The following is an 18,474-nucleotide window of genomic DNA, read 5'->3' on the forward strand; positions in this document are numbered from 1 at the left end:
CAAACACCAATGTCGATTGCAGTTCACACCGCCGGGGCCAAGTCGTCAAAGGATGGACTTGAGACGAATTGGCATATTATTGAGGGATAACGGCATTAAAGATATCAGATAACGGCTTAGGGTGACACGTGCATTCGTTGCTTCTCTTCAACAAAGGAGTGTCATCATGTCCCATGTTTCGTCCTTATCCCGCAGCCACCGCGCAGCGCTTGTTGCAGCAACTCTCATTCTTGGCTCAGCCGCACCGGCTCTGGCTGCGGACAATGGAGCGCGCTCCAACATCGTATTGGCCGATAGACACGCCCAGGGCGCCGCAGAGAACCGTGAAGCTGCCAGCGTGACGCACTCCCGCAACGAAAGCATCGCCCGCCGTCTTTCAGCCCAGAAGCCCTGGCCGGCACCGGTCGGCCACCGTCAGCCTCGGATCAGTGACATCCCCGCCAGCGCGCAACTGTCATCGGCCGAACTTGACGAGCAACGTCAGGATAGAGAGCTCAACGCAAAGCTCATCATCTGCCGCGGTTGTTGAAAATGACGGTTGTCCAATGGTCCCACGCACCATCATCGTTTTGATGATCGTGCGTGCGAACCTTTCTTGGTGCGCTGATAGCGCGCCAACAATCTTTCCCCCTTTGCAGCAATCCGTCTCGCTGCAGCAACCGTCTTGGGGACCGGCTCGCCCCACGCATGAGCCGACAATGCGTGTCGCGTCGGCTTGCCGTTGGCGTCCACGAGAGGCGGGAGCTTTTTGCGGCCATAGAACCGCACGGCCCAGCTCCCTTTGCGCCTCATATCCGCGGGCGTCATGTCGGAAGCTTTCTTCGTCACACCGGGCTTGAGATGCGCCCCTTCCTTCTTTGCAAACGCCTTGCGGCCAGCCGCCGTCAGCCCACCGCGTGGGTCTTTCTCGCGCGAGGCGCTCGAGCTTTTGCGGGCAGCGGATTTATGTGCCGCGCGTTTGCGCCCCACCCGCTTCTTGCTGGTCTTTTTCGCTGACTTTTTCTTCCCGGATGACTTTGATGCTGACGCCATACGCATGTTGTCCACGAGATTGGGATAGCGCCGCCCGGCCTTGCGCGCGCGTGCCTTGGCAGCGGCCTTCTTGGCTGGCGTCAGATGCTTTGAAGCCTTGCCGGCTCGCTTGCGCGGATTGGGTCGTTTCCAGGGAGCTCGCGCTTTCCTTGCCATCCCTCCTCAACGCACAAATGCGTGAAGGGTTCGCTACGACTCGGCTGGCCGATCCGATTTGAGCATCGCCGCCAGCAGCATCTCTTCAGTGGTCCCCGGCGGCAAAACATTCAGAATGTGACGCAGCCTTCCGTCCAGACGCAACATGGCGAATCCGTGCACCATGGACCAGATGCGTGCAATGTCGGCAGCCTGCGCCAATGTAAGACGGTCCGTCGAAATATCTTCGTGACGCTTGGCACTGACGATCGCAGCCAGCTTCGCGAATGCTTTTTCCCTTGCCTCGTGAAGTGCGGGCCTGTTGTGATCAAGGCGTTCGGCGCGGAACATCAACTGAAACATGCAGGGATTATCCTTGGCGAATGCAACATAGGCATTCGCCCGGCCCTCCGCCTGGGCATCTGGGGAGGATCCTGCGGCCTGCGCTCCCGCGTCCAGGGCGTCGGAGAACCGCCCAAAGCCAATGGCTGCCAGTTCGCTGAGCAAGCCCGAGACGTCGCCAAAATGATGGGCGGGCGCCGCATGAGAAACGCCAGCCTCGCGCGCCACCGCGCGCAACGTCAGGCCGCCAATACCCTCGCGCTCGGCGACACGTTTGGCCGCTTTGAGCAGCGCTCCATGCAAATCGCCGTGATGATAAGGCTGCTGGCGATCAGGATTCTGCGTGGATTTGTGATCGACGACGACCGCCTTGTGATCGGCAACCGCCTTCCTTGCTGGGGGAGACGCCTTATCTGACGCCTTTGCCGGCTTGGAAACCTTTGCTCGCTTTGTTGCGCCCTGAGCACCCATAGCAGCAATGTAGGGATGCATTTTTACAGTGTCAAGATTTTCCTTGACGAGGCGCTTAGCGTCCTATAAATGCATCTTTACACCGTCAAGATACTTCTCCCGATGGGGAGCGCCGAGATGACACTGTTCCTGATCCTTGCGCCGTTTGCGACCTTCGCCAGCCTGATGATGTTGACCACAGTCAAGATCAGCCTGCTGGCCTCCACTGTTATCGCCTTGGGCATTTTCGGTTGGGATCTTGTCAAAGGCCGCTCGATCAAGATGCTGTCCGCCGGTGCAGTGCTTCTGTTCGCTGCGCTTTGCAGTTACCACATGCTCGCAACAGAAATCAGCCCGACAACAGCGCGCCTCATCGTCGACAGCGGTGTCCTGACAATCGCTCTGGGATCAATCGCGATCCGGCTTCCGTTCACTCTGCAATACGCACGTGAGCGGGTGGATGCTCAGATCCAACAGCAACCGCGTTTTCTCCGCGTGAACTACATCCTGACGTGGGCATGGTCCGCAGCGTTTGTCCTCATGTTGGCTGTCGACGTTTTGACGATTTACCTGCCGAGCATCCCGCTCTGGATATGCGCTGCCGTGGCCTTCGTTGCCCGCAACACCGCGACTTTCTTCACACAATGGTACCCAAAGCACGTTCGTGCGGCGGTCGCGCAACAACCGCATGAACCAGCATTGGCGGGCGCGATCCAGAACTGAAGAACGAATACAACCGATCCGAGACCGATATCATGTTCTATTTGCTTCGCCGGCTGCTTGTCAGCTTCGTGTCCACCATCGTCTTCTTCGCCGTCTACGTTGCAATCGGAGACGTCCTCCTCGCAGCGATAGCCGCTACCGCCACCGTGATCGCGCAGCTCGTTCTCGGCTGGACCGCATACGGCAGTCGGGGTGGGATGACCTGGGCCAGTTTTGCTGTGGTTCTGACCCTGACCGGAACGACCTTTGCCGGCGACGATCCTGCCACGTCAGGAAACTGGATCTCGAGCCAGCAATTGGCACCAGTGAACGCGACTTGTCGACCGACGCTGCGGCACATATGACTGCTGGATGATCCGCGCGGCTGGTGGCGACGCCCTGCTGGAACCAGGTAACGAACTGCAGTTAGCAGGACATTGCACGTCCAATCAGGCTGTCTTCAAAAATGGAGCCCGCTTTCGTTCGCCGTCGCTGTCGATAAAGACGGCGCCTACCCTGTCGTTTTCTGTCCAGATCATTTGGCAGCGACGATGGGCACTTCCCACGGACGACAGGACCAGGAAGAACTCTTTGAGTCCAAACGCTGCGAGACGTTCCGAAAACTGCAGCGCCACGCCGATGTCCGAGACGTCGAGCATCTCGCACTCTCTTTGCCAAGTGCCGTCAATTGCTAAAATCTTGACAGAGATACCCCGCGCGAAATTCACACGAGACGCTCGTCGTCGCTCTTTCTGCATATCAACAACACAAAGCAAGAAACCAATATTTTGCCGAACAATAGAGAGGTTGGGCTAAAATTCAGTAAAAGCCTCCTCGCAACGGACACTTGCATAGATGATGCGTGATTGGCGCAGACCTCGAAGAAAACCCGCGTGCGGTACATAAAACCGTCAAACGCGCCATCGGTCGATGATCGTATCCGTGTTGGCGATCTCAATCTGGATATCGAAGCGCCGCCGATAAAGCGCGAGCATCGCGTCGTGAGCTTCATCCGATGAACTGCACACCGCATCCTCCGCGATGACGATGCGATATCCGTAGTCGACAGCCGCAAGAACGGAAGACAGCACGCAAACGTCCGTTTCCGATCCGCTGACGATCAGCGTGTCGCATCCACGGCCACGTAACTCAGAATGAAGCCGCCCATCCGCAAACGCCGAGTAAACTCGCTTGTCGAGGATACCTGCCGGCGGTGCGAAACGCTCGAGCTCGGGCAGCAGATTCAGCAACCGCGGATCGAGCCGCTCGCGGGTGGTCTCTCGCCATTTCTTGTAATAGGTCACCCAGGTGCCGGGCAGATCCGACGGACGCTGAGGGGTAATGAAGCGGGTGAATACGGTCCGCTCAGGTGCGCACCCCACCAAATCCACCACGTTGGGCAGAACCCGCTCCATCCACGGTGTCGCCCATGGTCCCTCGCGCGAAAATATCCGCTGCATGTCGATGCACAGATGCACCGCCTGCGACGGTATTTCCTGCGTCAATTCGCCCATTCATGTGCCCGTTCATGACCAGCCGATGACAAACAGCCGCCTTGCTCGCCGGTTCCGTGTCACCGGACAGAACAAGACAAATTGCTGCGGAGAAAGTTCATGCCGCCATCAGGAATTGAGATATATCGGCGTGAGCTGTCCCAATTGGGGCAACGGTGGAGGAGGACAATAAATGTCTGTTGACGGAAACTGGAAGCTCACCATGAGCACGCCGATGGGTGACCGCGATGCAATGCTTTCGCTCACAAGCAACGGTGGCGCGCTGACCGGCACCCAGGCGGCAGAAGGCAATGAAGGCGAGATCTTCGACGGCACCGTGAGCGGTAATGACGTCGCCTGGAAGATTTCAATCACCAGCCCGATGCCATTGACGCTGGCATTTACCGGCAAGGTCGAAGGCGACGCCATGTCCGGCGATATGGGCATCGGCCCGATGGGCAGCTTCCCGTTCAAGGGTACGCGAGCATGACTCAGGAATAACGGCTTTCAGACACCGCGCGCCGCGCGGTGTCGGCTCACCGTTTGCAGCTGGCCTCGGCGCGGCGGTTGAAATCCGCAATCTGACTATCGATCGCGCTGACGTTCTGCGCGCGGTTGGGACCGGTATCGCAGCGCGCGATGACGGTACGTTTGTCGGTCAGCGCAGCAATATGCCGACGATAGGCAGAACACTTGGCCGCCTCGGTGTCGTTCATCACCTTTTCAATCGCGACCCGCGTGCGGCGAACATTCTGGTCTGCGGCAGCATGATCTTCCCGGCAGTCCGCAGCAGCCGATCCGATGCTGCACGCCAGCAGCGGGATACCGGTCACCAGCGCAGTGAGCAGCCTCCAAGGTTGCATCCGGATCGCCCTCCGCAAGTGAACCCACCGCGCGCCTCTCCCTGCGAAGACAGGGAGAGGTCAGATCTTTGCATGATACCTTATGTAAATGGCGCCAGAGGTGGCGCCATTTGCATTAACCCAGGTTCAATTCCTTGAAGAAGTCGTTGCCCTTGTCATCCATGATGACAAAAGCGGGGAAGTTCTCGACTTCGATGCGCCAGATCGCCTCCATCCCGAGTTCGGGATATTCCACGACCTCGACCTTCTTGATGCAATGCTCGGCGAGGTTCGCGGCCGAACCACCGATGGATCCGAGATAGAAACCACCATACTTCTTGCAGGCATCCCGCACCTGCGCTGAGCGGTTGCCCTTCGCGAGCATCACCATCGAGCCGCCTGCGGCCTGGAATTGATCAACGAAGGAGTCCATGCGGCCGGCGGTCGTCGGACCGAAGGCGCCGGACGCGTAGCCTTCCGGCGTCTTGGCAGGGCCTGCGTAGTACACCGGATGGTTCTTGAAATAGTCCGGCAGCGGCTCGCCCTTCTCCAGCCGCTCCCGCAGCTTGGCATGCGCGGAGTCGCGGGCCACGATCATGGTGCCGGTTAGCGACAAGCGCGTCTTGGTCGGATACTTCGTCAGCGTGGCAAGAATGTCCTTCATCGGCTGGTTGAGGTCGATCTTCACCACTTCACCAGCGAGTGCATTCTCAACTTCGGGCAAATACTTCGCCGGATTGTGCTCGAGCTCCTCGAGATACACGCCGTCCTTGGTGATCTTGCCCAGAACCTGGCGGTCAGCGGCGCAGGACACGCCGAGACCGATCGGCAGCGATGCACCGTGGCGCGGCAGCCGGATCACGCGCACGTCGTGACAGAAATACTTTCCGCCGAATTGCGCCCCGACGCCGAGCGACTGGGTCATCTTGTGGATTTCCTGCTCCATCTCGAGATCGCGGAAAGCATTGCCGTCCGGTGAACCCTGCGTCGGCAGTTCATCGAGGTAACGGGCGGAGGCGAGTTTGACTGTCTTCATGCAAAGCTCGGCCGAGGTGCCACCGATCACGATCGCAAGGTGGTAAGGCGGACAGGCCGCGGTCCCAAGTGTCAGGACCTTCTCCTTGATAAAGGCGTGCAGACGGTCCTTGGTCAGCAGTGACGGGGTGCCCTGAAACAGGAAGCTCTTGTTGGCCGACCCGCCGCCCTTCGCCATGAACATGAATTTGTAGGCGTCATCGCCTTCCGCGTAGATCTCGCACTGCGCGGGCATGTTGTTGGCGGTGTTCTTTTCCTCGAACATCGAGAGCGGCGCGACCTGCGAGTAGCGCAGATTGCGGCGCAGATAAGCGTCACGGGCTCCCTCGCTCAAGGCGGCCTCGTCGTCACCTTCGGTGATGACGTTGGCGCCCTTCTTGCCCACGATGATCGCGGTGCCGGTATCCTGACACATCGGCAGAATGCCGCCGGCAGCGATATTGGCGTTCTTCAGAAAGTCGAAGGCGACAAACTTGTCGTTGTCGCTCGCCTCAGGGTCATCGAGGATCTTGCGCAGCTGGGCGAGATGGCCCGGCCGCAGATAGTGATTGATGTCCCCGAAAGCGGCTTCCGACAGCGCACGCAGCGCGTCCCGCGACACCACCAGCATGTCCCTGCCGAGCACCTTTTCAACACGGACGCCGTCGCTGGAGATCTTGCGGTATGGCGTCTTGTCGGGGCCGAGCGGAAACAGCGGGGTGTGCTTATAGGGCGGAACGGCTTTCGGCGTCGGAATGGCGGTGGGGGCGTTCATGGGAATACTCGTGCGTTGAGACCGAAAGTGCCCTGTTTTCAACGAATAAGGTTTGAACAGAGGTACCGCCGGGCAGAGGTTTGAACCGTTCTAATGCCTTTTCCGACAAAGGAAAGATGTTCAAAGAGCCTGCAGGGCGGCTGTGCACCGTGCGACGATCGCATGAGCCCCGGCTGAACCGCCGATCCATGCCAAGCGCGCCCTTCATCGCCCCGTCAGCGCGAAACAATAGAACTCAACCGACGCGGCTGCCCTTGCGTGAAATTTCCGCACGGGTTTCAATAACCCGGGGGTACGCACATGCCATTCAGCTTATCGTTTTTCAGAACCTCAGCCTTCGTCGTCGCCGTGCTGCTGGCCGCAGCCACCATGAGCGCCAGCCCTGCCCGCGCCGACCGCTGCGACGACCTCGCCAAACAGCTCTCCGCGCAAATCACCGGCCTCAAGATCGGCAAGACGATGGCTGGCGTGATCTATCTCGAACACCCGGCAGTGACACAGGCGTCGCTCGGCTGCTCAAGCCGCAATCGCACCAACGACGTGTTCGCGTCCACCGACAAAAGGAAGCCCGCCCCGGAGTTCTATGACTTCATCGCGACGGCCGCCGCTCAAGTTTTCACGATTCCGAAGCCGGATGCGCTGAAGGGCGCGCAGCGCTGCGTCAAGCGCACCAATATCATCCGCGGTTACAATATCTCGTCGCGCTATCGCCGCCTCGATATCCATTGCACCGTCGCGAAAACCGGGGTTCGGATCACGATAGCCCGGGAGAAGGATGGCTAGGACAGCCGCAAGCCTGCCAATCCATCATTTCAATAAAAACACTTCCATTTGGGGAATACGTCGATGCGCATTTTGCTTGGTGCGTTGTTAATCTGGCTTTCCAGCGCTGCATCCACAATGGCAGCAACGAAGTACGCGCTCAGCGGAGTGCCCATTACCCTATTTCAGGTATCGTCGACGAATCCTGATTGCTCGGCCAATGGCATTCCGACGGTTCGTATCACAGAGGACCCCCAGCACGGCCGACTGACGGTCACACGCGGAGGTGTGTTTGTTTACTTTGCACCTGGCAACGCGAGAAGCGCCTGCAACCGGCGCCGAGTCCCAGGTGTCACGGTGCGATACGTATCGCAACGTGGCTACACCGGGACCGATACTGCTGCGGTAGAGGTCTTCTTTCCCAACGGGCGCGCGGGCCGGACGTCGTATTTCATCTCAGTCCGCTAACCGGCGAAGACGCGGGCGAATGCCCGCGTTTCTCTCACACGTACTTCTTGTCCCGCTCCAGCAATTCCACCGAGACACCCTGCGGGCCGCGGATGAAGCAAATGCGGATGCCCGGGCGAAGCGTGTGCGGCTCCTTGGTGAATTCGACACCCTTGCCTTTCAGCTCGGCTGCGACCGCATCAATGTCCTTGACCGACAGTCCGATGTGATCGAGCCCCTGATAAGGGGTGACCGGCGGGGCGTTGACCCCATCGCCCGGCGTGACGGGCGCAATGAAGACATCGGCGCCACCAAGCTTCAGATCGATGCGCCCCGGGCTGCGGACGATTTCCGCCCCCAGCATCTGCTCGAACCACTTTGCCGTTGCCTCGGGATCGGGGCTGCGCAGGTGAACGTGGTCCCAAGTAAATGATGGCATCGGCGCTTCTCCTTATTGGTAGCCCGCTTTTTGTCGGCAGCATAAGAGGAAACGCAAATGGCCGGGTCAAGCCCGGCCATGACAAAACGCAGGTCGTCCTTGGTGTATGAGACGACGATTAAGCGGCAACGCAGCTCTTGACATAAACCCTGCGAGCGGCACCGCGCAGCCTCTGGTCGATGGCCTGCTGCAGGCAGTCAACGCGCGCCCGCGCCACGCACAATTGCATCTGATCCCGTGCCTGCGTCTTGTTCAGGTGCTTCGCAGAGACAGATTGCCGGCACGTCTCGCGCTTGCCGACGCGCACCGACGTCTTGCCGTCCGTCGGAACGGCATAGGCAAGCTTGGTCACTCCCTCCGGCGACCCCGAAGCGACTGCGCTCGGGAGCGGGTTCTGGGAAATGGCACCGTAGATCGCAGCCCCTAACAGGGCCGCGTAAATGGCGGGGGTTACGATACGCATCGATCCTCCTGCATTTAGGGCGAGCGTCAGACCAGACAGGGCGAATGCGACATCAATGCGGCAAGCAAGGTCGCTCGGGAACCCGCCTCGCACGATTCAGTTGTCGCATTATAAGGAGAAAACCGATGCAATCCAAGCTGTTGCACGATAACCACGGCCAGCGGACCTTCGCCGTTATCCTCTCGACGGGCGACGAAGTCATGGCATCCCTCAAGCAGTTCGTCGGGCAACACAACATCACCGCAGCCCAGATCAGCGCTATTGGCGCGCTGAGCGACGTCATGCTGCTCTACTTCGACTGGAACAAGAAGGACTACATGAAGATCCCGGTGCGCGAGCAGGTCGAGGTCGCCTCCCTGCTCGGCGACGTCGCGGAAGCCGACGGGAAGCCCGCCATCCACCTCCACATTGTGGTCGGTAAACGCGATGGCCAAGCCATGGCAGGCCACCTTGGCGAGGCGCATGTACGCCCCACGTTGGAAGCCATCATTACTGAAAGCCCGGCACATCTGCGGAAACGACACGACCCGGAATCCGGGCTCGCACTGATCCGAACCGACGCCTGAGTTTCAGTTGCTCACAGGTTCATTGTATTGCGCGTCGGTCACGTGCTCGAGCCAAGTGGCCGCGCTGCCGTTCTCGGACTCCTGCATGGCAAGATGCGCCATCATCGTGGTTGGTGCGGCGCCATGCCAATGCTTCTCACCCGGCGGTATCCACACGACATCCCCCGCCCGAATCTCGCGCACCGGCCCGCCTTCGGTCTGGATACGACCGCATCCCGCGAGCACGTACAGTGTCTGTCCAAGCGGATGGGTGTGCCATGCCGTGCGGGCACCGGGTTCAAACGTCACGCGCGCCGCATTCAGCCGCGCCGGTTGCGGCGCTTCAATCACAGGATCCTGCCAGACAGTGCCGGTGAAGTAACTGGCAGGCGCGCGGCGCGTTGGCACCGAGCCGGACGGTGTGATCTTCATAACAATCTCCTTCAGGCGAACATGGGCAGCATTGCCTAGTGGTGGTTCAGAAGTGCGCGAAGAAAAGCGCTGCATTGTGAGGCGAACTTCGGATTCGGGACACTCGTCCAACGAGCGCTTTGACCGGCCAATGTCAAGACAGGCGAAAGCGCGGTCTCAGCGATCCAGCGCCTTATAATGACGGAAGATGCCGTCTTCATTGAATGGAATGCGCCTCTCGCTGGCGAGATAGGCCTTGATGTTCGGCCGCTCTGCCACGCGATCACGCAACGCGAGCACGCGCGGCACCTCGCCTTCGAAACGCTCCATGCGGTTCGGAAACGCGTAGCGCAGCCCATCGACCAATTGAAAGACCGAAAGATCGACGTAGCAAACGCGGCGGCCATTGAGGTAAGGCCCCTTGCTCTGCTTGATCAGCTGCTCAAAGTAGCCGAGAAATTTCGAAACACGCTCGCTCCAGAATTCATCGGTGCGCCGCTTCGCCGCCGGCCGCTGGTCTTCGTAATAAAGCGTAGGTCCGAGCGGATGATGCGTGTCGTGCACTTCCACGACGAAATCGGCGACCGTCAGTTGCAGTTGATGCGCCCACAGCCTGCCCGCCTCGGCCTTGGGCGCAAGACCATGCTTTGATCCCAGGTACAGCAGAATGTTGGCGGTTTGCCCGATGACAAATTTTCCAGCCTTGAGGAACGGCGGAGCAAACGGCGGTGTCGGCGAACGCCGCCCGTTCATCAGCGACATCATTTTGCCGGTGCTGCGACGCGCGACATCGACATAGTCGGCACCGGCATCCTCCAGCGCCAAGCGGACATATTCACCGCGCCCCTGGATGGTCGGCCAATAATAAAGTTCATACCGCATGAAAGATCCTTGGTCCGGTTGCAACCTGCGACGTCAACACACGAGAGCGCATCTTGTTCGCGCGCAAGCGGAACAAACGAAAAGGCGCCGCGCAAGCGCGACGCCTTCACATCATTTCGAATGGACGAAGAGCTCAGGTCGCCTGGATGGCTGAAAGCTCCCAAGCGCCGCCCGGACGGCGCACAAACGTCCAGACATCCGTCACTTCGGTCGGCGTTTCACTGCCTTCGACGATGCGGCCGCTGGCGCGCTCGACGGTCTTGTCCACCAGCGAGTAGCGCAACGCCACCGTGGCGTATTCGCTCTGGCCTTCACGCCATGCTTCCGCAAGATCACCCTGCAGCAGCTTGACGTCCGAGACCTTGTTGACCACACCACGCTGGTTATTGGCCGAGAGGTCTTCGGTGAAATACGACACCATCTCCGGCGTGGCCAGCGTGTGAAGTTTGTTGACGTCTTCGTTCGACCACGCCGTCTGGATTTCCCCGAGCAGACGCTCAAACGTGTCGTAGTCGTCCGGCTTGATTTCGAGCGGCGCGCTGCCCGACCCAACACCAAAGCCAAACCCGTTGCGCGCGTTGGTCTGCGCACCGAGATCAGGCGCTGCATTCGGCGGAGGAGCGGCATTCGCATAGGCAGGCGCGTTGCGGCGCTGCCACCACGACATCGCGAACCGCACGACCAGGTAGATCAGGCCGAGCTGAATGATCAGGCCGAAAATCGACGACAAGCTGCCCAGTCCGCCAAACAACCCGCCACCGAACAGCATGCCGAGCAAGCCGGCGCCAAGGAAGCCCGCGGCGAGACCGCCGAGCAAACCGGGACGATTAAAGAAACCACCGCCCGCCGGCGTCGAAGCAGGAGCCCTCATGCCAGGCTGCGTAATCGAGCGCTGCATGGGTTGCGCCGCATTAGGTGCTGTCGCTGTCGGCGGAGGCGCTGAAAACGTGCGCGAGCCACGCGATCCCATGCTCCCGCCGCCGCCCGGACGGGCGTCAACCGACGACGACACGGCAAGCATCAACGGCATCGCGAGAGCCGCAACCACGGCCAGCGTTTTGACGGCCTGCATGCGCTGCGAAAAATTCATGTTCGTTCCCTCATAGCCCTCAAGGGGCGTTTATCCCCGGCAGGGGATACGCCATAACATGGGCATCGGCGGGCGAAAGGAAAGCGGATTGACACAATAAAGACTGCGGCCCTCAGTCGCGGACCGCAGTTAACAATCATGACGAAATTGTCATGGTTTCCTTCACGGCGGCCACAAGTTGGCTCAACGTGAACGGTTTCGGCAGGAAATTGAACTGCTGGTTCTCAGGCAGGCTCTTTTCGAATGCGTCCTCGGCATAGCCGGAAACGAAGATGATCTTGAGATCAGGGTTTCGTTTGCGCATTTCAACCAGCAAGGTCGGCCCGTCCATTTCCGGCATTACGACGTCGGAGACGACGAGATCGATGGCCCCCTGCTCTTGGTCGATCAGTTCCATCGCCTCGAGTCCATTCGCGGCTTCCATGACGGTGTAGCCGCGCGAGCGCAGACCACGGGCATTCAGCGAGCGCAGACCGTCTTCGTCCTCCACAAGCAGGATGGTGCCCTGCCCGGTGAGATCAGGCGCACGCGGCTTGGCCGTCGAAGCGTCGGCTGCCGCGCTGCTGGTGACTGCGATCTCCGGCACTTTTTCTGCTTCAGGATAGTAGCGCGGCAGGAAGATGCGGAACACCGTGCCTTGATTGGCGACGGAATCGACATAGACGAATCCGCCAGTCTGCTTGACGATACCGTAGACCGTGGAAAGCCCGAGGCCCGTGCCTTTGCCCACTTCCTTGGTCGAGAAGAACGGTTCGAAAATCTTGTCGAGGATATCCGCCGGGATGCCGGTGCCGGTATCACTGACTTCGATCTGAACGTAATCCGCCGCAGGCATGCCCTTATGTTGCAGACGCTCGGCATCGTTCGCGGAAACATTCGCGGTCCGGATCGTCAGCTTACCGCCATCGGGCATGGCATCGCGGGCATTCACCGCCAGATTGACGATGACCTGCTCAAACTGCGAGACGTCGACCTTCACCGGCCACAGATCGCGGCCGTGAACGAAGTCAAGCTTCACCTTTTCACCGATCAGCCGCTTCAGCAGCATGGTCAGATCTGAGAGCGCGTCGCCCATGTCGAGCACCTGCGGACGCAGCGTCTGACGGCGTGAGAACGCCAGCAATTGCCGAACCAGTGTCGCAGCACGGGTCGCGTTCTGCTTGATCTGTATGATGTCCTGGAACGACGGATCGGTCGGCTTGTGCGCGTTCAGCAGGAAATCGTTCGCCATCATGATGGCGGACAGGACGTTGTTGAAGTCATGCGCAATGCCACCGGCGAGTTGTCCAACCGCTTGCATTTTCTGCGACTGTGCGAAGTTGGCCTCCAGCGTCCGCTTCTCAGTTGTCTCCAGCAGGTAGACAATCGCGACTTCCGCGTCACGCGCATCCTGTTCAACCGATGTGACGAAAAACTGCCCCCAGCGTTCCTTGGCGCTGTCCAGCATCGCCTCGACGGGCGGAATATCGCCCTGACCTTCGGTCGCCTTGTTAATAGCTGCGACAAGCTCGCCGCGTTCGCGCTCGCTCACCACCGCGAAGATCGACTTGTTGCCGCCGCCGGACGACGACAGGCTTTGCGTCAGTTTGGCGAAGCGGGCGTTGGCGCGGACGATACTGCCGGCCTTATCCACGGTCGCAATGGCCATCGGCGTATGATCGAAGAAGCGCATGAAACGCACTTCCGCCACACGCTGCGGATCGCCGTGGTCGTCGCGCGCCCGGTTGATGACAAGGGTGCGCGAAGCACCAGGTGCGCCATCGGCCCCAAAAGCGAGCTTGTGATAAAGCCGCACCGGCATGGTCTTGCCGCTGCGCATCCGCAGATCGATGTCAAAGACCTCGGTCTTGACCTCACCGGGCTCCGGCGTGATCGATGTCAGTAGAGATGCTCCATCGCCCGAAACGATATCGGCAATCTTCAGCCCGCCGGAACCGATTTCGGCCAGGTCGTAATCCAGCCAGTTCGCCAACGTCGCATTGACATAAACCAGTTCACCCGTTGCATTGACCGAAAAGAAGCCGCAAGGCGCGTGATCGAGATACTCGATGGCATGCTGCAGCTCCTGGAAGACATCCTCTTGCCGCTCGCGATCACGGGTGATGTCGGCGATCGACCAGACCGCGAACTTCGTCTCACGCTTGCCTGTTCCAAGCGGACGCACCCGCATGCGCAGCCAGCGGCCATGCGAACTGTCAACTCCGGCGACGCGGACTTCTTCTTGTTGCCGCTTGCCTTCACGCGCCGCCTTGAGCAAGCGGAATACGGCCTCGGAGACATCCGGATTGCCGATGAACACGCGCTCGACCGGCCGCACGTCACTGGCTCCCGATGCGCCAGTGAGAGCAAGGTAAGTCGCATTGGCATAAACGACATGACCGCGAGGATCGGTTACCGCCAGGCCGTCGAACGCATGATCAGCGATGGGACGCGTAATCGGATCCTCGGCATGACGATCGGCGAAGCGGACGATGCCAGCAGCGAAGGCGAACAACGTGAAAAGCCCGACCATCGCCAGCAAAGCCAACAGGCCGAGAATATAAGGCTGCGCCTGCGAGCGACCCAAGGTCATGAATGCGACGGCCGCCGCAACCACGGCTCCTGCGACCAGCAGGACAAGGAAGATGCTGCCGCTCCGCCGTGCCGGTTCGAGCACGGGAGCGAAAGAAGAACGCGGATCATTGCCCGGAACAGTTGTCATCGCATGCTGCCTGCGCGTATCCCGCAAAAGCGGTGACCAGTGTTGTGTTCAGAATACGCGAAAATTACTTGTTCCAGGCATCTTCTTGCAACGAACTGGCTTCTATCCCGCGAAAACATGCTCTGAATGCGTCTTTCTCGGGCCTAAGTGCCTGAATCGGGCATCATGACGCAAGCGGCATGATGGCCAATCGGCCTGCCGTCGCAGACATCACCAGCCAAGGCCCGAGACCTGACGCTTGAGGCGCATCACGTAGCCGATGACTTCCGCCACCGCATGATAGTGTTCCACCGGAATCTCATGATCAATTTCGACCGTGGCGTGCAGGGCTCGCGCCAGCGGTACGTTTTCCACGATCGGCACATCGTTCGCGGTAGCGACCTCCCTGATCTTTAGAGCGATCAGATCCACACCCTTGGCGACACAAATCGGCGCCGGCATCCCGCGCTCGTATCTCAAAGCCACCGCGTAGTGGGTCGGATTGGTGATAATGACAGAGGCCGTGGGCACCGCCGCCATCATGCGTTTCTTGGCGCGCGCAAAACGGATCTGCTTGATGCGGCCCTTGATGTGGGGGTCACCTTCCGATTGCTTGTATTCTTCCTTGATCTCCTGCAGCGACATCTTCTGTCGCTCGAACCACTGCCTGTACTGAAATAGGTAGTCCAGCGTCGCAACCACCGCGAGCATGGCGACGACTGTGGTCATCAAATGCACCGAGAGCGTCTTTGTCACCCCCAGAATTGCTGTCGGATCGAACTGGACCATCGCCTCGAAGCGGTGGCGCTCGGGCCACAACACCATGACCATGACGATTCCCACCGCGATGATCTTGAACAGACCCTTGAGGAAGTTCGCGATCGCCTGCTTTCCGAACATGCGCGCAGCGCCGGCCATCGGGGAGAGCTTGCTGAACTTCGGCGTCAGCGATTCCGTTGAAAATACCAGTCGATGCTGAATCAGATTGCTGACAACGCCGGCAATGATCAGCAGCAAAAATGGAACGCCGAGGGCGCTGATCAGTGCGAATTCGATGCTGCTAACAAGCGCAAGGAGGGCCGGCCCGTCGACACGGATCTGATGAGCATTCATCATCAGATTTCGCATCGGGGCTTCGATGCCGACTCCGATCGAACCGGAAAACGACGACAACAGCAGCGTTGATCCTGCGATCACGAACCAGGTATTGACTTCCTGACTTTTGGCAACGTCGCCGCGTTCGAGTGCTTCGTCGAGGCGTTTTTGCGTCGGGTCTTCTGTTTTGGAGTCTTTATCCTCGTCGGCCATGGCCTGCCCTTAGCCCCTCGGTGTCAGTTCGTGCATGACCCCGCCAAAATAGTCGAGGAACGTCCCCATCATGATTGCAACAACGGCCGCCAACATCAGGAAGCCGCCTAGGATAGACAGCGGCACGCCGATGAAGAAGACCTGCATTTGCGGCATCAGGCGCGCGAGCACGCCCAGCCCCAGATTGAAGACCAAGCCAAACACAATAAACGGCGCGGAAAGCTGAATCCCGATCTTGAAGGCGGTTGCAAAAGCGCGGGTTGCCAGCGCCGCGACGTCGCCGCTGGGCATCAACTCACCTGGCGAAAAGATCTTGTAGCTCTGGTCCAGCGCGGCGATCACCAGATGATGCATGTCGGTGGCGAACAGCAACGTCAGTCCGAGGATGGTCAGGAAGTTGCCGATCAGCGCGCCCTGCTGCCCCTGCGTGGGATCGACCGTCGTGACGAAACCGAGCCCAAGCTGTTGCGCGATCACCGAACCGGCCACGGCTAAAGCCGACAGCGTCACGCGCGCGGTAGCGCCGAGCACGACGCCGATGATGATCTCGTGAACGAGCAGCACCAGCATCGGTGCCATCGTGGTCATGTTGACGTGATAATCGGAGCGATGAAGCGGCAGAAGAATAAGAGTGAGTGCGAGCGCGATCCCAAGTCGCAGGCGGACCGGGATATTGACCTCTCCCAAGCCGGGAAGCAGCATCACCATGGCGCCAATGCGGGCAAAAATGAGCATGAAGGCGGCCGCGAGGGCCGGAAGCATCGAAATGTCGATACGCATGGAAGACGTGCCCAGGGCCGGTTCATGTGGTCCCCGACCATGCGCTAGCCGCCGATGATTCGCGACGATATTCGCAACATCTGACTGTTCATGGCATCGGCCATGAACGGCAACGCCAGCACAAGCGTAATGAAGATCGCAAGGATCTTCGGCACGAAAGCCAGCGTCTGCTCCTGGATCTGCGTCAATGCCTGGATCAGGGAGATCACAACACCGACAACGAGGGCCACAATCAACAGTGGCGACGAGACCTTGACGATTGTCCAGATCGCGTCGCGCGAGACGTCGAGAACTTCAGGCCCTGTCATGCCACTCCCCTGTCCGAAAGTATTTTGAAGATGCCGAAAATCAGATCGGCATCTTCATGATGTCTTCGTAGGACTGGATCACGCGGTCGCGCACCGATACCAGCGTCGAGACGGCAACGTCGGTCTCCGCGACAGCAGTCACCACGTCCATGACATTGGCCTTACCCTGCGCCATTGCGACGGTCTGCGTGTCGGACTTCCGCCCGGCATCCATCACGCCGCTGATCGCATCCTTCAGCACCGTGCCGAACGAAGGACCGTTGGACTGTCCGGCCGGGCCAAGGCCGCCTTCCATAATGCGGGCAAGGTTGGCCGCCGAGGCACCACCCGCCTCTGAAGACTTTCCAAGGCTGGCTGAAGCGTCGAGAATACGCGCGAGGTTTGCATACGCATTTGCAGCAACTGTTGGTGATGCCATGATTAGAGTCCTTCTTTTCAGGCTTTCAAAATATCGAGGGTGCGCTGGATCATCCGGCGCGTGGCAGAAATGATGTTGAGGTTGGCTTCGTAGGAACGCTGGGCTTCACGCATATCGGTCATTTCCACCAACGTATTCACGTTGGGGTATTTGACGTTGCCGTTGGCATCCGCCGCCGGATTACCGGGCTCGTAGCGGGTACGGAACGCAGAATTGTCGGGCTTGATTCTCCCGAGACTGACGACGCGTGCATCCATCGTGCGATCGAGCTCAGAGGAAAACGTCGGCACCTTGCGCCGGTAGGGATCGCCTCCCGCGGTCTTTGCGGTGGAGTCGGCGTTAGCGATGTTTTCCGAAATCACGCGCATGCGCCCAGCCTGCGCACGCAGACCGGAGGTCGAAATAGTCATCGACTTCAGAAAATCGTTCCCGTCACTCATCAGATGCCTCCATTATCTTTTCTTCGGCACGATCGGCCGGATTAGCGTTTGCCGATCGCTGTCTTGATGAGACCGAGGCTGCGGCTGTAGAGCGAGGTCACCGCCGCGTAATCCATCTGGTTCGCCGAAACCTTGAGCATCTGATCCTCAAGATTGACCGCATTGCCCATGGGCCTCGTCTCGTAGCCTTCGCGGTTGCTCGAATCGAAATTTTCGCTGACGCCTGACGCTTGGATGTGGTTGGCGCTCGTGCGCGTCATGGCCAGCGACGAGAGATGCCCTCCGAGCGGATTGCCGGAGCCATCGAATTTCGGCTCGACCAGGTCTCGCGGCTTGAAGCCAGGCGAGTCGGAATGCGAGACGTTGTCCGCGAGAACGCGTTGACGCTCCTGATGCCACTGCATCTTGGTGCGTAGCGCGGCCAGCATTGGAATATCTGTGATCGGCATTGGCTCAGCTCTCCACCTGTGGTTGGTTCCTCAGGTGGGCAGAATTTGCCGCGCTTATGGTTAACAGATAGTAAAGAGAGGCTGGATCGATTTTCGGAGCCAAGGCTCCTCGATCATGGTAAGCTATTGAAAATGCGGGTTCAGGAAGTGTTTTGGGCCCGGGTGATTCATGAGTTAATAATTTGTGGGCGGCAGGTGTTGCCGGCAAAAATTAACGGACGATGCACCCTTCAAGCAGCCTTCGCACATCTCGCGAATCTGGCATAC

At 59.4% G+C, this 18,474-nt stretch carries 24 protein-coding genes; 6 read left to right on the plus strand and 18 right to left on the minus strand.

Going from position 1 to position 18,474, the window contains the following annotated elements; all coding sequences use genetic code 11:
- Positions 1 to 166 precede the first annotated feature (166 nt).
- Positions 167 to 529 carry a hypothetical protein gene (locus ACP0KA_RS02825; protein ID WP_424627321.1) on the plus strand — a complete coding sequence of 121 codons (363 nt, stop codon included), beginning with the start codon at positions 167 to 169 and terminating at the stop codon, positions 527 to 529.
- Positions 530 to 561: 32 nt separating this feature from the next.
- Here ACP0KA_RS02825 and ACP0KA_RS02830 read toward each other — a convergent pair whose 3' ends face one another.
- Entirely contained in the window at positions 562 to 1,188 is a 627-nt protein-coding gene (locus ACP0KA_RS02830) for a DUF6321 domain-containing protein (RefSeq protein WP_424627322.1), read from the minus strand.
- Between the two features lie 33 nt (positions 1,189 to 1,221).
- Positions 1,222 to 1,980, minus strand: a complete 759-nt coding sequence (locus tag ACP0KA_RS02835; RefSeq protein WP_424631473.1) for a TetR/AcrR family transcriptional regulator — start codon at positions 1,978 to 1,980, stop codon at positions 1,222 to 1,224.
- Between the two features lie 117 nt (positions 1,981 to 2,097).
- On the opposite strand from ACP0KA_RS02835, the gene ACP0KA_RS02840 reads away from it, so the two are divergent.
- Positions 2,098 to 2,682 (plus strand): hypothetical protein, encoded by a 585-nt coding sequence (locus ACP0KA_RS02840; protein WP_424627323.1) that lies wholly within the window; start codon positions 2,098 to 2,100, stop codon positions 2,680 to 2,682.
- A gap of 32 nt (positions 2,683 to 2,714) precedes the next feature.
- Complete coding sequence (locus ACP0KA_RS02845; protein WP_424627324.1) at positions 2,715 to 3,026, plus strand: septation protein IspZ; 312 nt, start codon at positions 2,715 to 2,717, stop codon at positions 3,024 to 3,026.
- A gap of 84 nt (positions 3,027 to 3,110) precedes the next feature.
- On the opposite strand, the gene ACP0KA_RS02850 is transcribed toward ACP0KA_RS02845, so the two are convergent.
- Together ACP0KA_RS02850 and ACP0KA_RS02855 are read right to left on the minus strand one after the other, a co-directional pair.
- A complete protein-coding gene (locus ACP0KA_RS02850; RefSeq protein ID WP_424627325.1) occupies positions 3,111 to 3,419 on the minus strand; it encodes a PilZ domain-containing protein in 309 nt (102 codons plus the stop codon).
- 153 nt (positions 3,420 to 3,572) lie between these two features.
- Positions 3,573 to 4,175, minus strand: a complete 603-nt coding sequence (locus tag ACP0KA_RS02855) for a cysteine hydrolase family protein (protein ID WP_424627326.1) — start codon at positions 4,173 to 4,175, stop codon at positions 3,573 to 3,575.
- Between the two features lie 172 nt (positions 4,176 to 4,347).
- On the opposite strand from ACP0KA_RS02855, the gene ACP0KA_RS02860 reads away from it, so the two are divergent.
- Positions 4,348 to 4,644 carry a hypothetical protein gene (locus tag ACP0KA_RS02860; RefSeq protein ID WP_424627327.1) on the plus strand — a complete coding sequence of 99 codons (297 nt, stop codon included), beginning with the start codon at positions 4,348 to 4,350 and terminating at the stop codon, positions 4,642 to 4,644.
- Positions 4,645 to 4,690: 46 nt separating this feature from the next.
- On the opposite strand, the gene ACP0KA_RS02865 is transcribed toward ACP0KA_RS02860, so the two are convergent.
- Positions 4,691 to 5,017: a hypothetical protein gene (locus ACP0KA_RS02865; RefSeq protein WP_424627328.1), complete on the minus strand. Its 327-nt coding sequence runs from the start codon at positions 5,015 to 5,017 to the stop codon at positions 4,691 to 4,693.
- A 115-nt stretch (positions 5,018 to 5,132) separates the two neighbouring features.
- The gene (locus tag ACP0KA_RS02870; RefSeq protein ID WP_424627329.1) at positions 5,133 to 6,785 is read right to left on the minus strand and encodes a fumarate hydratase; all 1,653 of its coding nucleotides are present in this window, start codon (positions 6,783 to 6,785) and stop codon (positions 5,133 to 5,135) included.
- A 300-nt stretch (positions 6,786 to 7,085) separates the two neighbouring features.
- Between ACP0KA_RS02870 and ACP0KA_RS02875 the strand changes: the two genes are divergently transcribed.
- Positions 7,086 to 7,568 carry a hypothetical protein gene (locus ACP0KA_RS02875; RefSeq protein WP_424627330.1) on the plus strand — a complete coding sequence of 161 codons (483 nt, stop codon included), beginning with the start codon at positions 7,086 to 7,088 and terminating at the stop codon, positions 7,566 to 7,568.
- 481 nt (positions 7,569 to 8,049) lie between these two features.
- Here the strand turns inward: ACP0KA_RS02875 and ACP0KA_RS02880 are convergent, their stop codons facing one another.
- Both ACP0KA_RS02880 and ACP0KA_RS02885 read right to left on the minus strand, forming a co-directional pair.
- Positions 8,050 to 8,433, minus strand: a complete 384-nt coding sequence (locus tag ACP0KA_RS02880) for a VOC family protein (protein ID WP_424627331.1) — start codon at positions 8,431 to 8,433, stop codon at positions 8,050 to 8,052.
- A gap of 118 nt (positions 8,434 to 8,551) precedes the next feature.
- A complete protein-coding gene (locus ACP0KA_RS02885; RefSeq protein WP_424627332.1) occupies positions 8,552 to 8,896 on the minus strand; it encodes a hypothetical protein in 345 nt (114 codons plus the stop codon).
- A 125-nt stretch (positions 8,897 to 9,021) separates the two neighbouring features.
- Between ACP0KA_RS02885 and ACP0KA_RS02890 the strand changes: the two genes are divergently transcribed.
- Positions 9,022 to 9,462, plus strand: coding sequence for a PPC domain-containing DNA-binding protein (locus ACP0KA_RS02890; protein WP_424627333.1), 441 nt, complete (start codon positions 9,022 to 9,024; stop codon positions 9,460 to 9,462).
- Between the two features lie 3 nt (positions 9,463 to 9,465).
- Here ACP0KA_RS02890 and ACP0KA_RS02895 read toward each other — a convergent pair whose 3' ends face one another.
- The 10 genes from ACP0KA_RS02895 to flgB all read right to left on the minus strand — a co-directional run bounded on the left by ACP0KA_RS02895 (position 9,466) and on the right by flgB (position 18,207).
- Positions 9,466 to 9,873, minus strand: coding sequence for a (R)-mandelonitrile lyase (locus ACP0KA_RS02895; RefSeq protein ID WP_424627334.1), 408 nt, complete (start codon positions 9,871 to 9,873; stop codon positions 9,466 to 9,468).
- A 156-nt stretch (positions 9,874 to 10,029) separates the two neighbouring features.
- On the minus strand, positions 10,030 to 10,734 hold the full coding sequence (locus tag ACP0KA_RS02900) for a glutathione S-transferase (RefSeq protein ID WP_424627335.1): 705 nt from the start codon (positions 10,732 to 10,734) through the stop codon (positions 10,030 to 10,032).
- A gap of 133 nt (positions 10,735 to 10,867) precedes the next feature.
- Complete coding sequence (locus ACP0KA_RS02905; RefSeq protein WP_424627336.1) at positions 10,868 to 11,824, minus strand: Tim44 domain-containing protein; 957 nt, start codon at positions 11,822 to 11,824, stop codon at positions 10,868 to 10,870.
- A 136-nt stretch (positions 11,825 to 11,960) separates the two neighbouring features.
- Positions 11,961 to 14,525, minus strand: a complete 2,565-nt coding sequence (gene cckA / locus ACP0KA_RS02910) for a cell cycle histidine kinase CckA (RefSeq protein ID WP_424627337.1) — start codon at positions 14,523 to 14,525, stop codon at positions 11,961 to 11,963.
- A 210-nt stretch (positions 14,526 to 14,735) separates the two neighbouring features.
- On the minus strand, positions 14,736 to 15,812 hold the full coding sequence (gene flhB / locus ACP0KA_RS02915) for a flagellar biosynthesis protein FlhB (RefSeq protein ID WP_424627338.1): 1,077 nt from the start codon (positions 15,810 to 15,812) through the stop codon (positions 14,736 to 14,738).
- Between the two features lie 9 nt (positions 15,813 to 15,821).
- Entirely contained in the window at positions 15,822 to 16,592 is a 771-nt protein-coding gene (gene fliR / locus ACP0KA_RS02920; RefSeq protein ID WP_424627339.1) for a flagellar biosynthetic protein FliR, read from the minus strand.
- A 44-nt stretch (positions 16,593 to 16,636) separates the two neighbouring features.
- Positions 16,637 to 16,900, minus strand: coding sequence for a flagellar biosynthesis protein FliQ (gene fliQ / locus ACP0KA_RS02925; RefSeq protein ID WP_424627340.1), 264 nt, complete (start codon positions 16,898 to 16,900; stop codon positions 16,637 to 16,639).
- Between the two features lie 40 nt (positions 16,901 to 16,940).
- Positions 16,941 to 17,318 carry a flagellar hook-basal body complex protein FliE gene (locus ACP0KA_RS02930; protein WP_424627341.1) on the minus strand — a complete coding sequence of 126 codons (378 nt, stop codon included), beginning with the start codon at positions 17,316 to 17,318 and terminating at the stop codon, positions 16,941 to 16,943.
- Positions 17,319 to 17,335: 17 nt separating this feature from the next.
- A complete protein-coding gene (gene flgC, locus ACP0KA_RS02935) occupies positions 17,336 to 17,758 on the minus strand; it encodes a flagellar basal body rod protein FlgC (RefSeq protein ID WP_424627342.1) in 423 nt (140 codons plus the stop codon).
- 41 nt (positions 17,759 to 17,799) lie between these two features.
- The gene (gene flgB, locus ACP0KA_RS02940; RefSeq protein ID WP_424627343.1) at positions 17,800 to 18,207 is read right to left on the minus strand and encodes a flagellar basal body rod protein FlgB; all 408 of its coding nucleotides are present in this window, start codon (positions 18,205 to 18,207) and stop codon (positions 17,800 to 17,802) included.
- Positions 18,208 to 18,474 lie beyond the last annotated feature (267 nt).

Source organism: Bradyrhizobium sp. SYSU BS000235, from assembly GCF_049747295.1.
GTDB lineage: Bacteria > Pseudomonadota > Alphaproteobacteria > Rhizobiales > Xanthobacteraceae > Afipia.